The sequence below is a fragment of the Mycobacterium sp. NGS48 genome (genome assembly GCF_059812585.1).
The window spans coordinates 57184-72074 of the sequence record NZ_JCALCY010000001.1 but is presented as its reverse complement, the minus strand read 5'-3'; the positions used below and the strand labels follow the sequence as shown (position 1 = coordinate 72074).

Annotated in this window: 15 protein-coding genes; 10 read left to right on the top strand and 5 right to left on the bottom strand. The window is 66.4% G+C overall.

Annotation, left to right across the window (positions count from 1 at the left end):
- Window positions 1–8: 8 nt before the first annotated feature.
- The 3 genes from AC5Y42_RS00320 to AC5Y42_RS00310 all read right to left on the bottom strand — a co-directional run bounded on the left by AC5Y42_RS00320 (window position 9) and on the right by AC5Y42_RS00310 (window position 4878).
- Window positions 9–1442 (bottom strand): DUF7159 family protein, encoded by a 1434-nt coding sequence (locus tag AC5Y42_RS00320; RefSeq protein WP_499894863.1) that lies wholly within the window; start codon window positions 1440–1442, stop codon window positions 9–11.
- Window positions 1443–1667: 225 nt separating this feature from the next.
- Entirely contained in the window at window positions 1668–3509 is a 1842-nt protein-coding gene (locus tag AC5Y42_RS00315; protein WP_499894861.1) for an Hsp70 family protein, read from the bottom strand.
- Between the two features lie 139 nt (window positions 3510–3648).
- Window positions 3649–4878 (bottom strand): hypothetical protein, encoded by a 1230-nt coding sequence (locus tag AC5Y42_RS00310; RefSeq protein WP_499894860.1) that lies wholly within the window; start codon window positions 4876–4878, stop codon window positions 3649–3651.
- A 39-nt stretch (window positions 4879–4917) separates the two neighbouring features.
- Here AC5Y42_RS00310 and AC5Y42_RS00305 point away from each other — a divergent pair, with 39 nt between their 5' ends.
- The 4 genes from AC5Y42_RS00305 (at window position 4918) to AC5Y42_RS00290 (ending at window position 8455) form a co-directional block, all read left to right on the top strand.
- A complete protein-coding gene (locus AC5Y42_RS00305) occupies window positions 4918–5517 on the top strand; it encodes a TetR/AcrR family transcriptional regulator (protein ID WP_499894858.1) in 600 nt (199 codons plus the stop codon).
- Between the two features lie 31 nt (window positions 5518–5548).
- On the top strand, window positions 5549–6490 hold the full coding sequence (locus AC5Y42_RS00300) for a LysR family transcriptional regulator (protein ID WP_499894856.1): 942 nt from the start codon (window positions 5549–5551) through the stop codon (window positions 6488–6490).
- Between the two features lie 66 nt (window positions 6491–6556).
- On the top strand, window positions 6557–7957 hold the full coding sequence (locus AC5Y42_RS00295; RefSeq protein WP_499894855.1) for an MmgE/PrpD family protein: 1401 nt from the start codon (window positions 6557–6559) through the stop codon (window positions 7955–7957).
- A 6-nt stretch (window positions 7958–7963) separates the two neighbouring features.
- On the top strand, window positions 7964–8455 hold the full coding sequence (locus tag AC5Y42_RS00290) for a nuclear transport factor 2 family protein (protein WP_499894853.1): 492 nt from the start codon (window positions 7964–7966) through the stop codon (window positions 8453–8455).
- On the opposite strand, the gene AC5Y42_RS00285 is transcribed toward AC5Y42_RS00290, so the two are convergent.
- Complete coding sequence (locus AC5Y42_RS00285) at window positions 8456–9112, bottom strand: L,D-transpeptidase family protein (protein ID WP_499895797.1); 657 nt, start codon at window positions 9110–9112, stop codon at window positions 8456–8458.
- Between the two features lie 139 nt (window positions 9113–9251).
- On the opposite strand from AC5Y42_RS00285, the gene AC5Y42_RS00280 reads away from it, so the two are divergent.
- On the top strand, window positions 9252–9896 hold the full coding sequence (locus AC5Y42_RS00280; RefSeq protein ID WP_499894851.1) for a hypothetical protein: 645 nt from the start codon (window positions 9252–9254) through the stop codon (window positions 9894–9896).
- Window positions 9893–10801 carry a hypothetical protein gene (locus AC5Y42_RS00275; protein ID WP_499894850.1) on the top strand — a complete coding sequence of 303 codons (909 nt, stop codon included), beginning with the start codon at window positions 9893–9895 and terminating at the stop codon, window positions 10799–10801. The genes AC5Y42_RS00280 and AC5Y42_RS00275 overlap by 4 nt, the downstream gene beginning before the upstream one ends.
- On the opposite strand, the gene AC5Y42_RS00270 is transcribed toward AC5Y42_RS00275, so the two are convergent.
- A complete protein-coding gene (locus tag AC5Y42_RS00270; RefSeq protein WP_499894848.1) occupies window positions 10798–11439 on the bottom strand; it encodes a phosphatase PAP2 family protein in 642 nt (213 codons plus the stop codon). The genes AC5Y42_RS00275 and AC5Y42_RS00270 overlap by 4 nt on opposite strands.
- A 9-nt stretch (window positions 11440–11448) precedes the next feature.
- On the opposite strand from AC5Y42_RS00270, the gene AC5Y42_RS00265 reads away from it, so the two are divergent.
- From AC5Y42_RS00265 to stf0, 4 genes are read left to right on the top strand one after another with little or no spacing between them, the layout of a single operon-like run.
- Complete coding sequence (locus AC5Y42_RS00265) at window positions 11449–11931, top strand: hypothetical protein (RefSeq protein WP_499894846.1); 483 nt, start codon at window positions 11449–11451, stop codon at window positions 11929–11931.
- A gap of 52 nt (window positions 11932–11983) precedes the next feature.
- Complete coding sequence (gene bluB / locus AC5Y42_RS00260) at window positions 11984–12676, top strand: 5,6-dimethylbenzimidazole synthase (protein WP_499894844.1); 693 nt, start codon at window positions 11984–11986, stop codon at window positions 12674–12676.
- Window positions 12677–12681: 5 nt separating this feature from the next.
- Complete coding sequence (locus AC5Y42_RS00255) at window positions 12682–14073, top strand: sulfatase family protein (protein WP_499895796.1); 1392 nt, start codon at window positions 12682–12684, stop codon at window positions 14071–14073.
- Window positions 14074–14082: 9 nt separating this feature from the next.
- On the top strand, window positions 14083–14883 hold the full coding sequence (gene stf0, locus AC5Y42_RS00250) for a trehalose 2-sulfotransferase (RefSeq protein ID WP_499894842.1): 801 nt from the start codon (window positions 14083–14085) through the stop codon (window positions 14881–14883).
- The last annotated feature ends 8 nt before the right edge of the window (window positions 14884–14891 follow it).

Here is a 14891-nt window from a genome sequence, read left to right as displayed (position 1 = left end):
CTCTCCCGTTATGGCGCCGGCGGCGGCGGTGGTGGCGGATTGATCGGTATCGGCACCGTGACGAACGGCAGGTGCAGATACATCGTCATCGGTGGCAGCTGGGGAGCTGGCGGCGGTGGTGGAGCGGCCGGCGGCGGCGCGGGTGCGGCGGGTGGCGGTGCGGGCGCGGCCGGCGGGGGCGCCGGTTCTGCCGCGGGAGGCGGCACGTAGGCGGGTGCTTGGCGGGCCGGTGTCTGGCGGACCGGCGGCGGGTTGACGACTTGCTGCGGCTGCTGCCGCACCACGGGCGCCGGCTCGGTGATGGTCTCCGGCGCCGGTGACGGTGCGGCGGGTGGCGGTGCGGGCGGAGCGGCCGACGGCGGCGGTGCCGGCGGCGATGCGACGGGCGGCGCTGCTGGGGCCGGAGCGGCCGCGGCGGGCGGGTGCGGGTTCGCGGGTGCGGTCGGGACGACGCCCTTGCCATCGGGGTTGGGTCGTTGGCCGACCGACGGCCGCACATCGCTGGCCAGCGAAACCACCAGCGCCACAACGCCGATGGCCACTACCGCCGCAACTCCGCTACCGACCAGCAGGAACGGCCGGTGCCGCGGGCTGCTGTCGTCGTCCTCGTCGGCGACGGCGCTGTATGCGAGGGCTCCGGAGCCCACCCTGGCGTTGGCCGAAACGTCAAGGTAGGCCGGTGCGATGACGTCGTGGTTCACCTCACCGGTTCCGGGATCTTGCGCGTAGGCCAGCGCCGCGGTTGACGACGCGAACAGCGGTGCGTTCGCCGACGCCAACGCCGCGCCCCGCGCCAGCGCCATATCCGGTTCTTCAGGCGCGCTCACCGGCAGCGAGACCAGCTCTTCCAGGCCGTGTTTGACCGGCACGATGTCCACGCCGCAGCCGACGATGAACACGCCGCCCGGGCTCGACTCCAGCTCCTCCAGGCGTCTGATCATCTTGGCGAGCGCGGAAAGCCCCGCGGGGCTGGGCTGCACACACCGGATCTGCTGACGCTGCAGATCGACGATGGAACCGTCGGTGACTTCCACCACGGCCACCGTCGCGCTGTCCGCCTCGGCGAATACCAGCGCGATGTACTCGTCGCCGACCGCCTGACCGACAGTCTGGGTCAGCGCGGCGGCCGCCAGCAGCGGAGATACCAACATGACGTTGCGGGTTTCCCGAACGGCCAGTGCATCGCGCAGCGCGCCGACTTCGCTGGGCTCGGTCCATGTCACCCCGGTCGACATCAGCCGGTGGCCCCCTTCGGCGGCCGCTTGCCTGGTACCGAGGATCGCGCCGATCACCTGCTCGGGCGCCCTGGACGCTGCCCTTACGTCGGTGCCGGCAACTGCGAAGCTGTCTTCCTCGACGGTGACTCCGTCGGCGTTCTCGCCTTCGACCAGCACCATGCGGACCGTCGTGGGCGCCATCGACACGCCGAGTACGATGTCCACTGCTCCTCCAAAATTCTTTGCTGGCCAGAATCTGGGCGGAGGGGCACACCGGGTCGTCGTCACTCCCGAAATTTGCCGGAGTCTCATGAAGTTCTGTGTGGTCGAGACGACGACACCACGGCATCACCTCGCCAGGCCTGGCAGTTCCACCCTACCCGGCAAGCCCGACGGGGAACACAAATCGGCCTGACCGGCCTAATAGCGAAGGCTTCTGCGGTCCTGCGGCTACCCCTGCGGGACTTGAATCGGAATGGGCACCGGCACCAACGGAATTCTCAGGTACTCCGTCGTCATGGGCACCGTCGTCGTCGTGGTCGTCGTGGTGGTGGGCGGTGGAGTCGTGGTCGTGGTGGTCGTCGTCGTGGGGGGCGTTGTGGTAGTCGTCGTCGGCTGCGGTGTGGTTGTGCTCGGCGGGGGCTGATGCGTGGTGGTAACCGGCGGCGGCGGAGGAGGCGGTTCGGCGGTGGTCGGTGGTGGCGGCGGCGCCACACTGGGCGTCGGTGCCGCGCTGGGCGGTGGCGGCGCCGGGCTCGGCGCAGGTGGCTGGGTGTTGGGCAATTGCGGCGGAGGCGCGACGCTGCTGGGCGCAGGTGGCGCATGGTGCCCCGTGACGCTGGTCAACGAATACGCCACCCCACCGATCGCGCACATCGCGACCAACGCGCCGAACCCCAAAAGCAGCTGCGGCAGGCGGGACCCGCGTCGGCGACGCTCGTCAGGCGGCGGCTGGAGCGTGAGCAGGTACTGCGACGGTGTGGCACCACTGCCATCGTCGCTGTAGGGCTCGCCGAAGTAGGCCAACGGTCCTTCGTCGTCGTCGGCTTCCGACCAAGCCAGCTCCCGTCGTGTCGCCGGCGGGTCCTCGACAAGCACATCACCGGCGGGGATTCCGAAGTCACCGGTGGGCGCGTCGAACGCTCCGCTGTGCGCGGCGAAACCGCCGGTATTCGCAGCGAAACTGCCGGTAGCTGCGCTAGCCACCGGGGCCATCGCCGTCGACGTCTGGGCCTCGTCCGCTTCCTGCTCGCCCGGCTCGCGCGACGACAGCATCACCGCACCGACCGCCATCGCCAGCGCGGGCCGCACCGCGGTCACCACCGAGGCCATCGTGTGCGATGAGAGACGTTGAGCGACAAGAGGAATGCTGGCACCGCCACCGGCCATCGCTACCGCCGCAAGATCCCCGCGGGCAATCTTATGACGAGACAACGTCTCGTCGAAGACGGAGAACACACCGCTCAACCGCTCCTCTATGAGATTCTCCAGCTGGGCACGCGTTACCACGACGACGGTGCGCCGTCCTGGAAGTTCGACTACCAGTTCGGCCGCCGTCTCAGTGGACAATTGCTCCTTAGCCGTACGACATGCCTCGCGCAAGTCGGCGAGTTGGCCGACCGCAGCGGTGCCGGCGGGATCGGCCTGGACGGTGTGGCCGATATCCGACAGGACATGGGCCAGGAGATCCTGGTCGATCTGGTCGCCGGAAAATGCTGAGTAGCGCAGTGTTTCACCGATCGGGATCAAGTCGGACCCTGCGTCGGCCAACGTGATGCTGGTTCCGCCGCCGCCGAAATCCAGCAGGGCCACCACGCCATGGCTGGGCAGGCGCGCATCGGAGTTCAACGCAGTCAGCGCCGCAACGGCATCCGACACCAGCCGCGGAGCCATGCCGCTTCGAACGAAACCGGCGTGAGTACGCAGTGCAGCACGTAACGCTTGCAGGGAGCCCGGGCCCCAGTAGGCCGGAAGCGCGATCGTGATCTCGGACGTCGAAGCGTCGCCCCCGGCCGCAGAAATGATCGCATCCAGCGCTTCGACCAGCAACAGCGCGGGATCATGGGTAGATCCGTCGGCGGATACCAAAGCCCGTGAGTCACCGACGCGTTCGACGAAGCCGCCGATCAATGTGCCGTGATCGGTCGAACTCGATTCCGGCACAGGCGCACCGAGCTGTGGCGCGCGATCCGAAAACAGCGTCAACACTGAGCGGCGCGTAACGGGCGGACTTCCGTTACGCACCGCGACTAAGTTCGTGGTCCCGATCGACAACCCCAACGGGTCGTACATACAGTGAATACCTCGCATCGATAGCGGTCGGCGGGCAGCGTTCACGATAGCCGCGCTTGGACTGGATCGAGACCAGGTAAAGCACGATCGAGACGCGGTGGATACGGTCTTGTTATCTAATGCCCTCGGGCCGTACGAGTTACAACACTGTCAACGGCAGCGATCTGCGCGGCTGGAACTGAAACGTCGACCCGCCGCTGACCTTGGCTATCTGCACCTCCGGCAATTCCGGTGCGATGGTGTCGGTTTCGATCACTTCAGCTGTCCAGTCGGCGCCGGTGCCGTTGACGCGCACCTGAAGATGTGGATCGACTGCGGTGGCGATCGCCTGCAGCGGTTGCACAGACTCCGGCGAGCACAGCGAAATCCAGGCTCCGTCGTCGTGGGCGGGCGACCGATCCACCGTCACGTGGTTTTCGGACAACTCGGCCCGCACATAGCCGGCGGGGTTGAGCAGCGGATGCAATTCGAAGACCTGCAGCGCGCCCTCAATGCCGTCGGGCAATGACAATGCGCGATGGATGCGCTCGGCGGCCAGGCCGGCCAGGCCGATCAACTGCCGGGTGCCTACCGAGGCGCCCAACGCGGCGACCGACCCGGCCCGTGCTCGCACCGCGATCGCGAACGACAGGTACAGCAGGTGCATCTGCAGGCACACTTCGTCGGCCATGCGGACCAGCGCCGAACGCGAAAACGCACCGAAGTCGAGGTCGGAGAGCAGCGGGCCGGAGTAGTCGGTCAAACCCTCGTCGGTCGCATCAATTGCTTCGAGTTCCCATGTCGCAGCCGAGGTCTGGCGCACCACCTCCAACGCGGGGATGCCTTCGACGGGCGGGTAGGACTCGTCGATGATGACGGTCCACGCGCAGTGCGGATGCCGATCGGCCGGTTCGCGGGGCGGGCGGTGGATGGGCCGCATCTGCGCCCGCGGATTAGTCGCCACCGCGGTGGCATCGAAGGTCGGATCCTCGATCGTGTGGCACATACCGAAGACGTACTCGTCGCCCATCGGTTCCACGTCGAGCAGCGCACCGCAGTGGTCGAGTTGGAATTCGCCGTGCCAGCGGTCGTGCACGGTATAGCGGAAGTCCATGAACTGCGGCGGCGCACCGATGTCGAGCTGCAAGCCCTTGAAGATGGTGGGCACGTCGTCGCCAACGTAATTCAGTGCCCGTTGCATCCGTTGGGTGTAGATCGGGCTGGCGCCGGCCCACTCCTCGATGGCGATCTGCAGCATTTCCTCGCGGCCGAATTCCTGGATGCACCAGGCCATGCCGGACCGGTCGATCATGTGCCCGATCAACAGCAGTTCCGGGACCAAGACGGCAAGTTGCTCGCGGGACAACCGCGCGTACCGGGATGCGACCACGACTCCAAAAATAGATGTGACTATGTTATAAAGTCAACTATGTCAGTCGGCGCCGGCGTCAGTCCTACCCGGCGCACCAATGCGCCGCGCAAACGCGGCGACGACACTCGCGCGAAGATCATCGACGAAACGATTAGCTGCATCGTCGAAGAAGGTTTCGCCGCCGCGACGGCCAAGCACGTCGCCGAACGCGCGGGCGTGACCTGGGGCGTGATCCAGTACCACTTCGGTGACCGCAACGGCCTGCTGATGGCGGTGGTCGACGACGGCGTGAGCAAGCTGCTGGAGAGCCTGGCGGCGGCCGATGTCGGTGAGTTGACCCTGCGCGAACGCATCGAGGTCGTCGTCGACACCGCCTGGCGTTGTTACAGCAGCCCGACATCCATGGCGGCCTTTGAAATCCTGCGGGCAACGCGCTGGGAGGAGAGCTCACGACGGCATCTGCTCGAGATGAACTCCGCGATCGCCCAGCTGGGCAGGCTGGTCACCGATGACCCCGCCGATAGCGGTGTGGCCGAAGTCATTTGGGCCACCCTGCGCGGGGTGGTGCTGGCGCAGATGATCGTCGGTGTGCCCATCGACTGGCAATCCGAACGACGCGCGCTGATCGACATGGCCAGCCACTACCTGCAGCGCTGAGCCGCTGCAGGTCAGCGCTTAAGCTCGGCGCATGGAACTGCGGCAGCTCCGCTACTTCGTTGCGGTGGCCGAGGAGTTGCATTTCGGTCGCGCCGCGGAACGGAGTCACATTTCCGGGCCGGCCTTGTCTCAGCAGATCATTGCGCTGGAACGGGAATTCAAAGCTGAGCTGTTCATCCGCGACCGACGCAGTGTCCGGCTCACCGAGGCGGGACGGTCCCTGCTCGAGGACGCCCGCAAGATTCTGACGATGGCCGACGGCGCCGCCGAGCGGCTGCGCCGCACTGCCGCCCAGTCGGCCCCGCTGCGTCTGGGCTATGTCAGTTGGCTGCCCGACAATTTGGCCGCGTTGGTGGGCTCCGCGGTGACGTTGCGTATCGACGAGTGGGTGCTGCCGTCGCATGCGCAGGCCGCCAGGGTCGCCGAGGGCAGCCTTGATTTGGCGCTGGCCTGGGTGAGTGGTTCAGACGCGGCTGCAAATGGTTTGGCGGCGCATCTATTACGCGCGGAGCGCCTGCGCGCAGTTCTTCCGGGGGCCGGCTCGGGTGTTCCCCTTGCCGCGCGAGACGTCACCGTGTTGCTCGACATCGACGAGTCGGCCTGGTCATCATGGAACCGATTCGCTGAGGGTTTCGCCGCCGAGTCGGGTGCCCGCATCGCCCACATCGAAGACGGTGGAATCGTCGGCGACGCGTTCTATGCGCACGTGCGGCGGCTGGGGGCACCGGTGCTCGCCTCGCCCAAACGTCACACCGCAGCCATCCCACCGCGGTTGGGGCAGCGGCCGGTGGCCGAACCGGCACCGCTGTGGACCTGGTCGCTGCTGCACCGCAGCGACGACGACCGGCCCGGTGTGCGTGCGGCGGTCGAGTCGCTGCTCGCCTTCGCCGACAGCCAGGACTGGCGAAGGCCGCCGGCCGAGCGCTGGTGGACACCGGCCGACGACCCGCACCGCGACACGCTGCTGTCGTAAGCCGCGCCTACGACAGGTAGCAGATTCGTCGTGGACGGCTGGTCATCGTCGCGCTTCACTGATCACATGAACTATGTCGTGGATCAGTTGGGCCAGTTCGTCGTCGATGCGCGCCTGCAGGATCTGAGTGAACCCAACCTGGCGCTGATGAAGCGAAATGTGCTCGACAGCATCGCCTGTGCGCTGGGCGCGCTCGACGGCGAACTCATTCCGGCGTTGCGCGCCCATGCCGAAGAATTCAGCAGCCGCCCGACCGCGACCTTCATCGGTGGTGGACGCGCATCGGTGGACCAAGCGGCGTTCTTCAACGCCGTCCTGGTGCGCTACCCCGATCTGCTCGACACCTACCTGACGCCTGGCGGACTGTGCCACCCGGCCGACAACTTCGGAGCGATCCTGGCGATGGCCGAATATGTCGATGCCCGTGGAGCGGATTTCCTGCTGGCGCTGGCGATCGCCTATGAGATTCAGTGTCGGTTCAGCGCGCAGGTTCCGGTGATGGCTCGTGGCCTGAATCACGCACTGCAGCTGGCGATGTCGGCCGCCGCTGGTTCGGCCAAACTGTTGAACCTCGACTCGGCGCGCACCGCCGACGCGATCGCCGCCTCGGTTGTCGACAACGTGTCATTGGCGGCGGCGCACACCGAGCCGGTGTCGAACTGGAAGGGCATATCGCCGGCAATCACCGGGATGCGCGCGGTCTATGTCACGAAGCTGGCTGAGCGTGGCATCACCGGTCCCAGGGCGCTTTTCGACGGGCCCCATGGCCTGACGCAGCTATTCGACCAGCCCATCGACCTGCATACCGATGACCCAGCGCTGGTCGCCGTCGAACAGACCTACCTCAAGCAGTACTGCTCGCTGATCCATGGCCAGGCCGTCATCGACGCCACGTTGAACGCCCGCGAGGAACACGGCTTCACCGGCGCTGACGTCGAGCGCGCCACTGTGGAGGTCTTCCAAGGTGCATTCGACTTCGCCGGCGGCGGCACTTACGGCGACAAGGACCACCCGCTGACCAAGGAGCAGGCCGACTACAACTTGAACTACCTCACGGCCGTCGCGTTGCTTGACGGGCAGGTGGGGCCCGAGCAGCTGGAATCCGAGCGTGTCCGACGGGCCGATGTGCAGGACTTGCTGACCCGGATCGCTGTCAAACCGGCATCAGACTTGACGGCCGCCTATCCAGAGCGCACCTCGACCCGCATACACATCGCCCTGCACGACGGTCGTGAATTCGACCGCGAGCAATCCGATTTCGAAGGATCACCGACACGACCGATGTCCTGGGAACGGGTCGTCGACAAGTTTCACTGGCTCGGTGAGCCATTCGCCGACGAAGCGCTTCGCGACGAGATCATCACCGCAGTGCAACGCCTGGACGAGATACCTGTCGCCGAACTGACCGGCCTGCTGTCGTCGGTGAGCCCGGTGAGACAGCGTCCGCGAACCCGCGCGCGGCTGTGAATCCAGATGTGCTGCAATGACCTGGTGAGCCCCCACGATCTCGCGGCCGACATCGAAGCGATCAAACAAGTCAAGTACCGCTACCTGCGCGGGCTGGACACCAAGCATTGGGACGACTTCGCCGGCACGCTGACCGACGACATTGCCGGCGACTACGGGTCCTCGCTCGGTGAGGAGTTGCACTTCACCAACCGCGTGGATCTGGTGGATTACATGCGCTCGGCGCTGGGCCCTAATGTCATCACCGAACACCGGGTGATCCACCCCGAGATCACGGTGACCGGCGACGAGGCGTCCGGCACCTGGTATCTGCAGGACCGCGTGATCGTCGCCGAGTTCGACTTCATGCTGATCGGCGCGGCGTTCTATCGCGATCGCTACCGGCGTACCGCTGAGGGTTGGAAGATCAGTGCGACCGGCTACGACCGCACCTACGAAGCGACGATGTCGTTGGCGGGACTGGACTTCAAGGTGAAACCCGGTCGCGCGCTGGCCTGATTACTTGGCGATCGCGATCAGCGCGCCGGGGCGCAGCCAGCGGATGATCTGCACCAAGGTGTCGTCGTCGATGGCCACACACCCCGCAGTCGGCCCGCCGTCGGTGGTATGGAAAAAGAACGCGGCGCCGTCACCGGGGACGCGCGCCTTATTGACGCCCATCACCACCGCATGCTTGTACTGCGGAATCGGCAGGTTCTCGCTCGCGGAGGTGTCGAAGGGGCACTGCGCTTTCTTGCACACCTGCATGGTGTTGAACGTGGGGCTCTTGTCGTCACCGTTCCACCAATGGTCCGGCCCGACTTGGGTATACGGCAGGCCGCCGCCCGGATTGGGTGCGGTACCGAAGGCAGAGTCGAGCGAATAGATGCCCATCGGCGTGGCGGGATAGCCACTCTTGGCCTTCGGCGCCAGGCCCGCGGACCCGATGTGGGTCGGGATCCCGACACCGATCGGCTGCCAGCCGGTGGCGCCGCGCTGGTAAACATCCATCTTGGCCGCCGAACCGCCCACGCCGACAACTGAAACCACTTGACTGGCATTGCCGACGGACTGCGCGAACCAGGGTGTGACGACCGCGGCGCTCAACGGCGCGTCCGCCAGCGCCACCAAGGCCGCACCCATGGCAGCACAAAGCAAACCCAGCAGTCGGCGCACCATTTCATGATCAACTCCGCCCAACTTCAGGGTCAAGTAAAGGTTTAGCCTCAATTCGGTCACTGGGCGGCCGCAACCACTTCCGAGCTTCGCAATCAAGTGAATAGCGAGTACCGCGCAACGGTCCTACCATCGGCCGATGTCGGACTTTCCGCCGGGCCGGTATTCGCACGTGCTGGTCGGCCACGTGTGGCCGTCGGGTTCGAACCTTGCTGCAATCGGCAATGCATCGACGGATTTCGGCAATACCGCTACCGCCTATCAAGATCTGCAGGATCAGCTGCGCCAGATCCGTTTTGGGCCGCTGGCCAGCCAGGCCGGAGTGACCGCCGACGATGTTCGCGATACCTTTCAGCGGGGCGAGGCCCACGCCGGCAATGTCGCAGAGAAGAACGCAATCAAACGGGCCGCTTTCACCTCGGTTCGCGATGCGCTCAGCGAGCTCCGGTCGGCGCTCACCACGATCGCCGAAGACGGCGACACCGAAATCGCGCGGATTCAACAAGGTAACGACTCGTCGGCATCAAAGCTGGACAACATCGGCGACGTCGTGCTGGCTTGCCAGACTCGCGCCAATGTCAAGGCCGCCGCGTGTGGCGAGGGCATACTCAGTGCGGTCCAACGGGTCCTCGATGCCGAAGGCGCCGGCAAGTCGGCTCGTCAGTTCGCCGCCGAACACGGGATTGACACCGGGCGCATGTTCGGTCACCCCAGCCCGGACAACGCTCGAGCACAGGCGGCTGCGATAGTCAACGCAGACAAGTCATTTGACGGCCCGAGATGAGCGGCGAGTTGCAGGCCGCACCCGCAGGTTATGCGGCCGCTGCCGCGGCAAACACACCGCCGCCACCGATCATGCCCACCGACGTCCCGCGCGCCGGCTCGATCGTCGACAACCTGCTAACGACTCTGGGTGCTGCCGCCAACATCGGCGTCCCGACCGACAACATCGACGCCCAAATCGGACAAGCCGAACGCGCCCTCAAAGCCGCTGAAGCGGAAGCGAAATTCCCTACCAACGAAGAAGATTCGGCCGCACAGCTGAGCGGGCTCACCGATCCGAACCAAATGACCCAGCTGGTCCAGCTGACCTTCGGTGTCGCCGGGGCGATCGCCGGTGCTCTCGGCGGTGCGTTGCAGCCGCTGAGTCAGGCCTCGCAGCAAGCTACCCAAGCCGGCCAGCAGGCGCTGCAACTGGGCATGGGCGGGCTGCATGGGGATAACGCCGAGGTGCTGCCTGAGGAGGCGCTCGGCACTGCCGATGATGCCGGCGAATTCTTCAGCGGCAGTGGTGGCATCGGCGGCGATGGCAGTGCCGGCGGTGGCGTCGAGGGCACCGCACCGACCGCAGTGCTCGGGCCGCCGCCCGCGCCGTCCGCGGCTACCACACCCGCGTCGTCACCGACCATGCCGACAAGACCGAGCGCGCCGGAAACGGCGAATACGCCGCGGGCCGGGATGGGCGCCATGCCGATGGTGCCACCGGGCGCCGTTTCGCCGACGAGCGGATCTGCCGGCGACCCCAAAGCCGATGCCAAACGGGTCATCGTGCCGTCTGTGCGCAACGGCGCCCCGGTGCAGGGCCGTATCACCGCGGCGGCGCCGGAGGTGACAAAACGACTGGCGGGCAAGCCGGTTGCCACCAGGCGCGTCGTCGTACCGGACGCGACATCCGGCGACCCGAGCTAGCGCCGCAGCAACCACGCGCACGCCAGGAAGTACAGGTATCCCAGCGCCCAGCCGGCCAGCACGTCGGACAGGTGGTGCACATTCAGCGCGACTCGGCCGAACCCGACCGCCACCACCACCAGCGCCCCCGCCGCGCCGGCGGTTACCGCCAGCGGCCGACTCAGCATCGGCCACACCACGGTCAGCAATGCCAGCACCCCGACCAGCACGCCGAGGGCGTGCCCGGACGGGAAGGACGATGACGATTCGGTGACCAGCGCCGTCACCGGCCGCGGCCGATCGGCCAGACCCTTGGCCGCCTGGATGAGCAACCCGCTGAACTCCACCGTGACGAACAGAAAAACCGCCGTCCGCAGGCTGCGCCTGACCAGCGCGATCACTGCGGCGACCGCGGCCAGCAGCCGAAACGTCGCGGGGCCGAACACGGCAGACACCAGCTGCCAGGACCGCACCCACGCCGGATGGTGGACCCCGACGTCGTACAGCGCGGTCAGCGACGCCGCATCGGGCGAATCCAGCCAGCTCCACGCTTGCCGGTGCCCCAGCCACATCACCGCATACACCACCACGGCAGCCACTGCGGCAGCCCTCGGCCGAACCGATACCACGGCTACACCGATACCACGGGCCGCCGTCATACTGGGCTCATGTCGGTCTTTGTCCGCAGACTGTTCGGCATCGGCAAGTTGCCGGCCGATCTGCGCACGCAGGTCGAAGCGGAGGGCGTGATCTACCTCGCCGACTACGTCGCGGTCACCCGGCGGTTCAGCGGCGCCATCCCCGGCCTGCGCTCGGCGCACAGTGTCGCCAGTTACGTCGGCTCATTGGTGCTGACCTCCCAGCGGGTGCTGGCCACCTTGTCGTCGCTGCCCAAGCTGGCCGGTCCCACCGTGGACGCCCGCTGGGATGCGCCGCAAACCGGTGCCGCCACGGCCCAGATCGGGTCGACCGGCGTACAGGTGGAGCTGGACCTTCCCCGCGTCGATCCCGCGTTCAGCGGTCACCTCTCGCTGCATTACAAGGCGGCGATCCCCGGCGACGTGCTCACCGGGTTGCCGCAGCGGTCGCTGTCCTTCGACATGCCGCCGGAATACGTTTTCCGCGCCGTGGGCGTGACCTACCGGCCGTAGTTGCCGAACGCCTCCTTATCGGGTCTGCTCACCGGGTTCCTACGATGGCCCTGTGCACGATCACGCGTTCAGTCCGGACGAACGGCGAGCCGTCTATCGCGTGATCGCCGAGCGACGAGACATGCGCCGGTTTGTGCCGGGCAGCACTGTTCGGCAGGACGTGCTGGCGCGCTTGCTGCAGGCCGCGCACACCGCGCCCAGTGTCGGGCTGATGCAGCCCTGGCGCTTCATCCGTATCACCGATGACTCGCTGCGACGACGCATCCACGAACTGGTCGACGACGAGCGCCTGCTCACTGCGCAAGCATTGGGCCGGCGAGCTCAGGAATTTCTCGCGTTGAAGGTCGAAGGCGTCCTGGATTGCGCGGAATTGCTGGTCGTGGCACTGGGCGACGGCAGAGACGACCACATCTTCGGGCGGCGCACTCTGCCGCAGATGGATCTGGCGTCGGTTTCGTGCGCAATCCAAAACCTTTGGCTGGCAGCACGTTCCGAGGGACTGGGCATGGGCTGGGTGTCGTTGTTCGATCCACGACGGCTGGCGGCGCTGCTGTCCATGCCCGCCGACGCCGAGCCGGTGGCAATACTGTGCCTCGGTCCGGTGCCCGAGTTCCCGGATCGGCCGGCGCTGGAATTGGACCACTGGGCATATGCGCGGCCGTTGGCCGATTTCGTAGCGGAGAACACCTGGGGCACACCGGTGCCGATAACGTCTCCGAGTGAACCAGACGACCTGGGAAGGTGACGGCGATCAGCGACAGCGACGAAACACACCGGCAACCCGACAACGTCTTGATCGTGCATTGGCACGACTTGGGGCGCTACCTCGGCATCTACGGCCACGCGGATGTGACGAGCCCGCGACTAGACCGGTTGGCCGCCGAGGGCATCCTGTTCACCCGAGCGCATGCCACCGCACCGCTGTGCTCACCGTCGCGCGGATCGCTGTTCACCGGACGCTATCCGCAGAGCAACGGACTCGTCGGCCTGGCTCATCACGGCTGGGAATACCGCTCGAATGTTCGTACGCTGCCACGGATTTTGTCCGAAGAGGGTTGGCATTCAGCACTTTTCGGTATGCAGCACGAGACGTCGTATCCGTCTCAGCTGGGGTTCGACGAATTCGACGTGTCGAATTCCTATTGCGAGTACGTGGTGGAGCGCGCTCAGCAGTGGTTGCACGCCTACGACTCCAGCCGACCGTTTTTGTTGACGACGGGGTTCTTCGAGACACATCGACCTTTCCCGCGGGACCGCTACCAGCCGGCCGACCCTACCGCTGTCGCGCTGCCCGGCTACCTGCCCGACACCCGCGAGGTCCGCGAAGATCTGGCCGACTTCTACGGGTCGATAGCCACCGCCGACGCCGCAGTCGGCCGGCTGCTGGACACGCTGGCCGACACCGGACTCGACGCTACGACGTGGGTGGTGTTTTTCACCGATCACGGAGCGGCATTCCCCCGCGAGAAATCCACGCTGTATGAGGCCGGCACCGGCATCGCGATGATCATCCGCCCGCCCACCCGAATGACCGCCAGTCCTAAGGTCTACGACGACCTGTTCAGCGGCGTGGACCTGGTGCCGACGTTGCTCGACGTGCTCGGTGTCGACGCGCCGGCCGAGGTCGAGGGAATCTCACATGCACAGGCGCTGCTTGCGGCCAACACCGGCACGCCGGTGCGCGAGCACGTCTACACCGCCAAGACGTATCACGACTCGTTCGATCCGATCCGGGCAATCCGCACGAAGGAATACAGCTACATCGAAAATTACGCGCCCCGCCCGCTGCTGGATCTGCCGTGGGACATCGAGGAAAGCCCGTCGGGTCACGCCGTCGGGCCATTGGTCACCGCGCCGCGGCCCGGACGCGAACTCTACGACCTGCTCGCTGATCCCACCGAGACCAATAATCTGTTGGCCAACGACGACACCGGCCAGGCGGACGCCATTGCGGGGGATCTGGCTGAGCTGCTCAACGAGTGGCGCGAGCAGACCGGCGACGTCATACCGTCGGATTTCGCCGGCACCCGCATTGCGGCTCGCTATACCGAAACCTATTTGCAGATCCATGCCCCCAAGGTGCCGACCAGCCGGTCGGCGATCGCCGTCGATCGCGGCATCGAGGACGAAGTCAAGAAATAGGCTCACCTGATGCCCACGCCGACGTCGTATCTGGTGCTCGCTTCGCAACGCAGCGGCAGCACGCTGCTGGTGGAATCGCTGCGCGCGACCGGATGCGCCGGTGAGCCACAGGAGTTCTTTCAATACTTGCCCACCACCGGCATGGCGCCCCAGCCGCGGGAATGGTTCGCCGAGGTCGAGGACGAGACAATCCTGCGACTGCTCGATCCGCTGGATCCCGGGACGCCGGACACCGCGACGCCGGTGGCCTGGCGTGAGCACATCCGCAGTTCGGGCCGCACCCCCAACGGCGTGTGGGGCGGCAAGCTGATGTGGAACCAGACCCCGCTGCTTCAGCAGCGGGCCGCGGGGCTGCCGGACCGCTCCGGGGTGAGTCTTCGGGCCGCGATCCGTGACGTGATCGGCAGCGAGCCGGTCTACGTGCACGTCTACCGGCCCGATGTGATCTCGCAGGCGGTGTCGTTCTGGCGGGCGGTGCAGACAAGGGTGTGGCGGGGCCGGCCCGATCCGGAACGCGATTCGCGGGCGGTGTATCACGCGGGCGCGATCGCCCACATCGTCACGACGCTGCGGGATCAGGAGAAGGGCTGGCGCAGTTGGTTTGCCGAGGAGAACATCATTCCGATCGACGTCGCCTATCCGGTGCTGTGGCGCAACCTGACCACGATCGTCGCGACCGTGCTGGACGCTGTCGGGCAGGATCCCCGGCTGGCGCCCGCGCCGGCCTTGGAACGCCAGGCCGATCAGCGCTCCGACGAGTGGGTGGACCGCTATCGCATGGAGGCGGAGCAACTCGGCCTACCGGTTTGACTATGAAT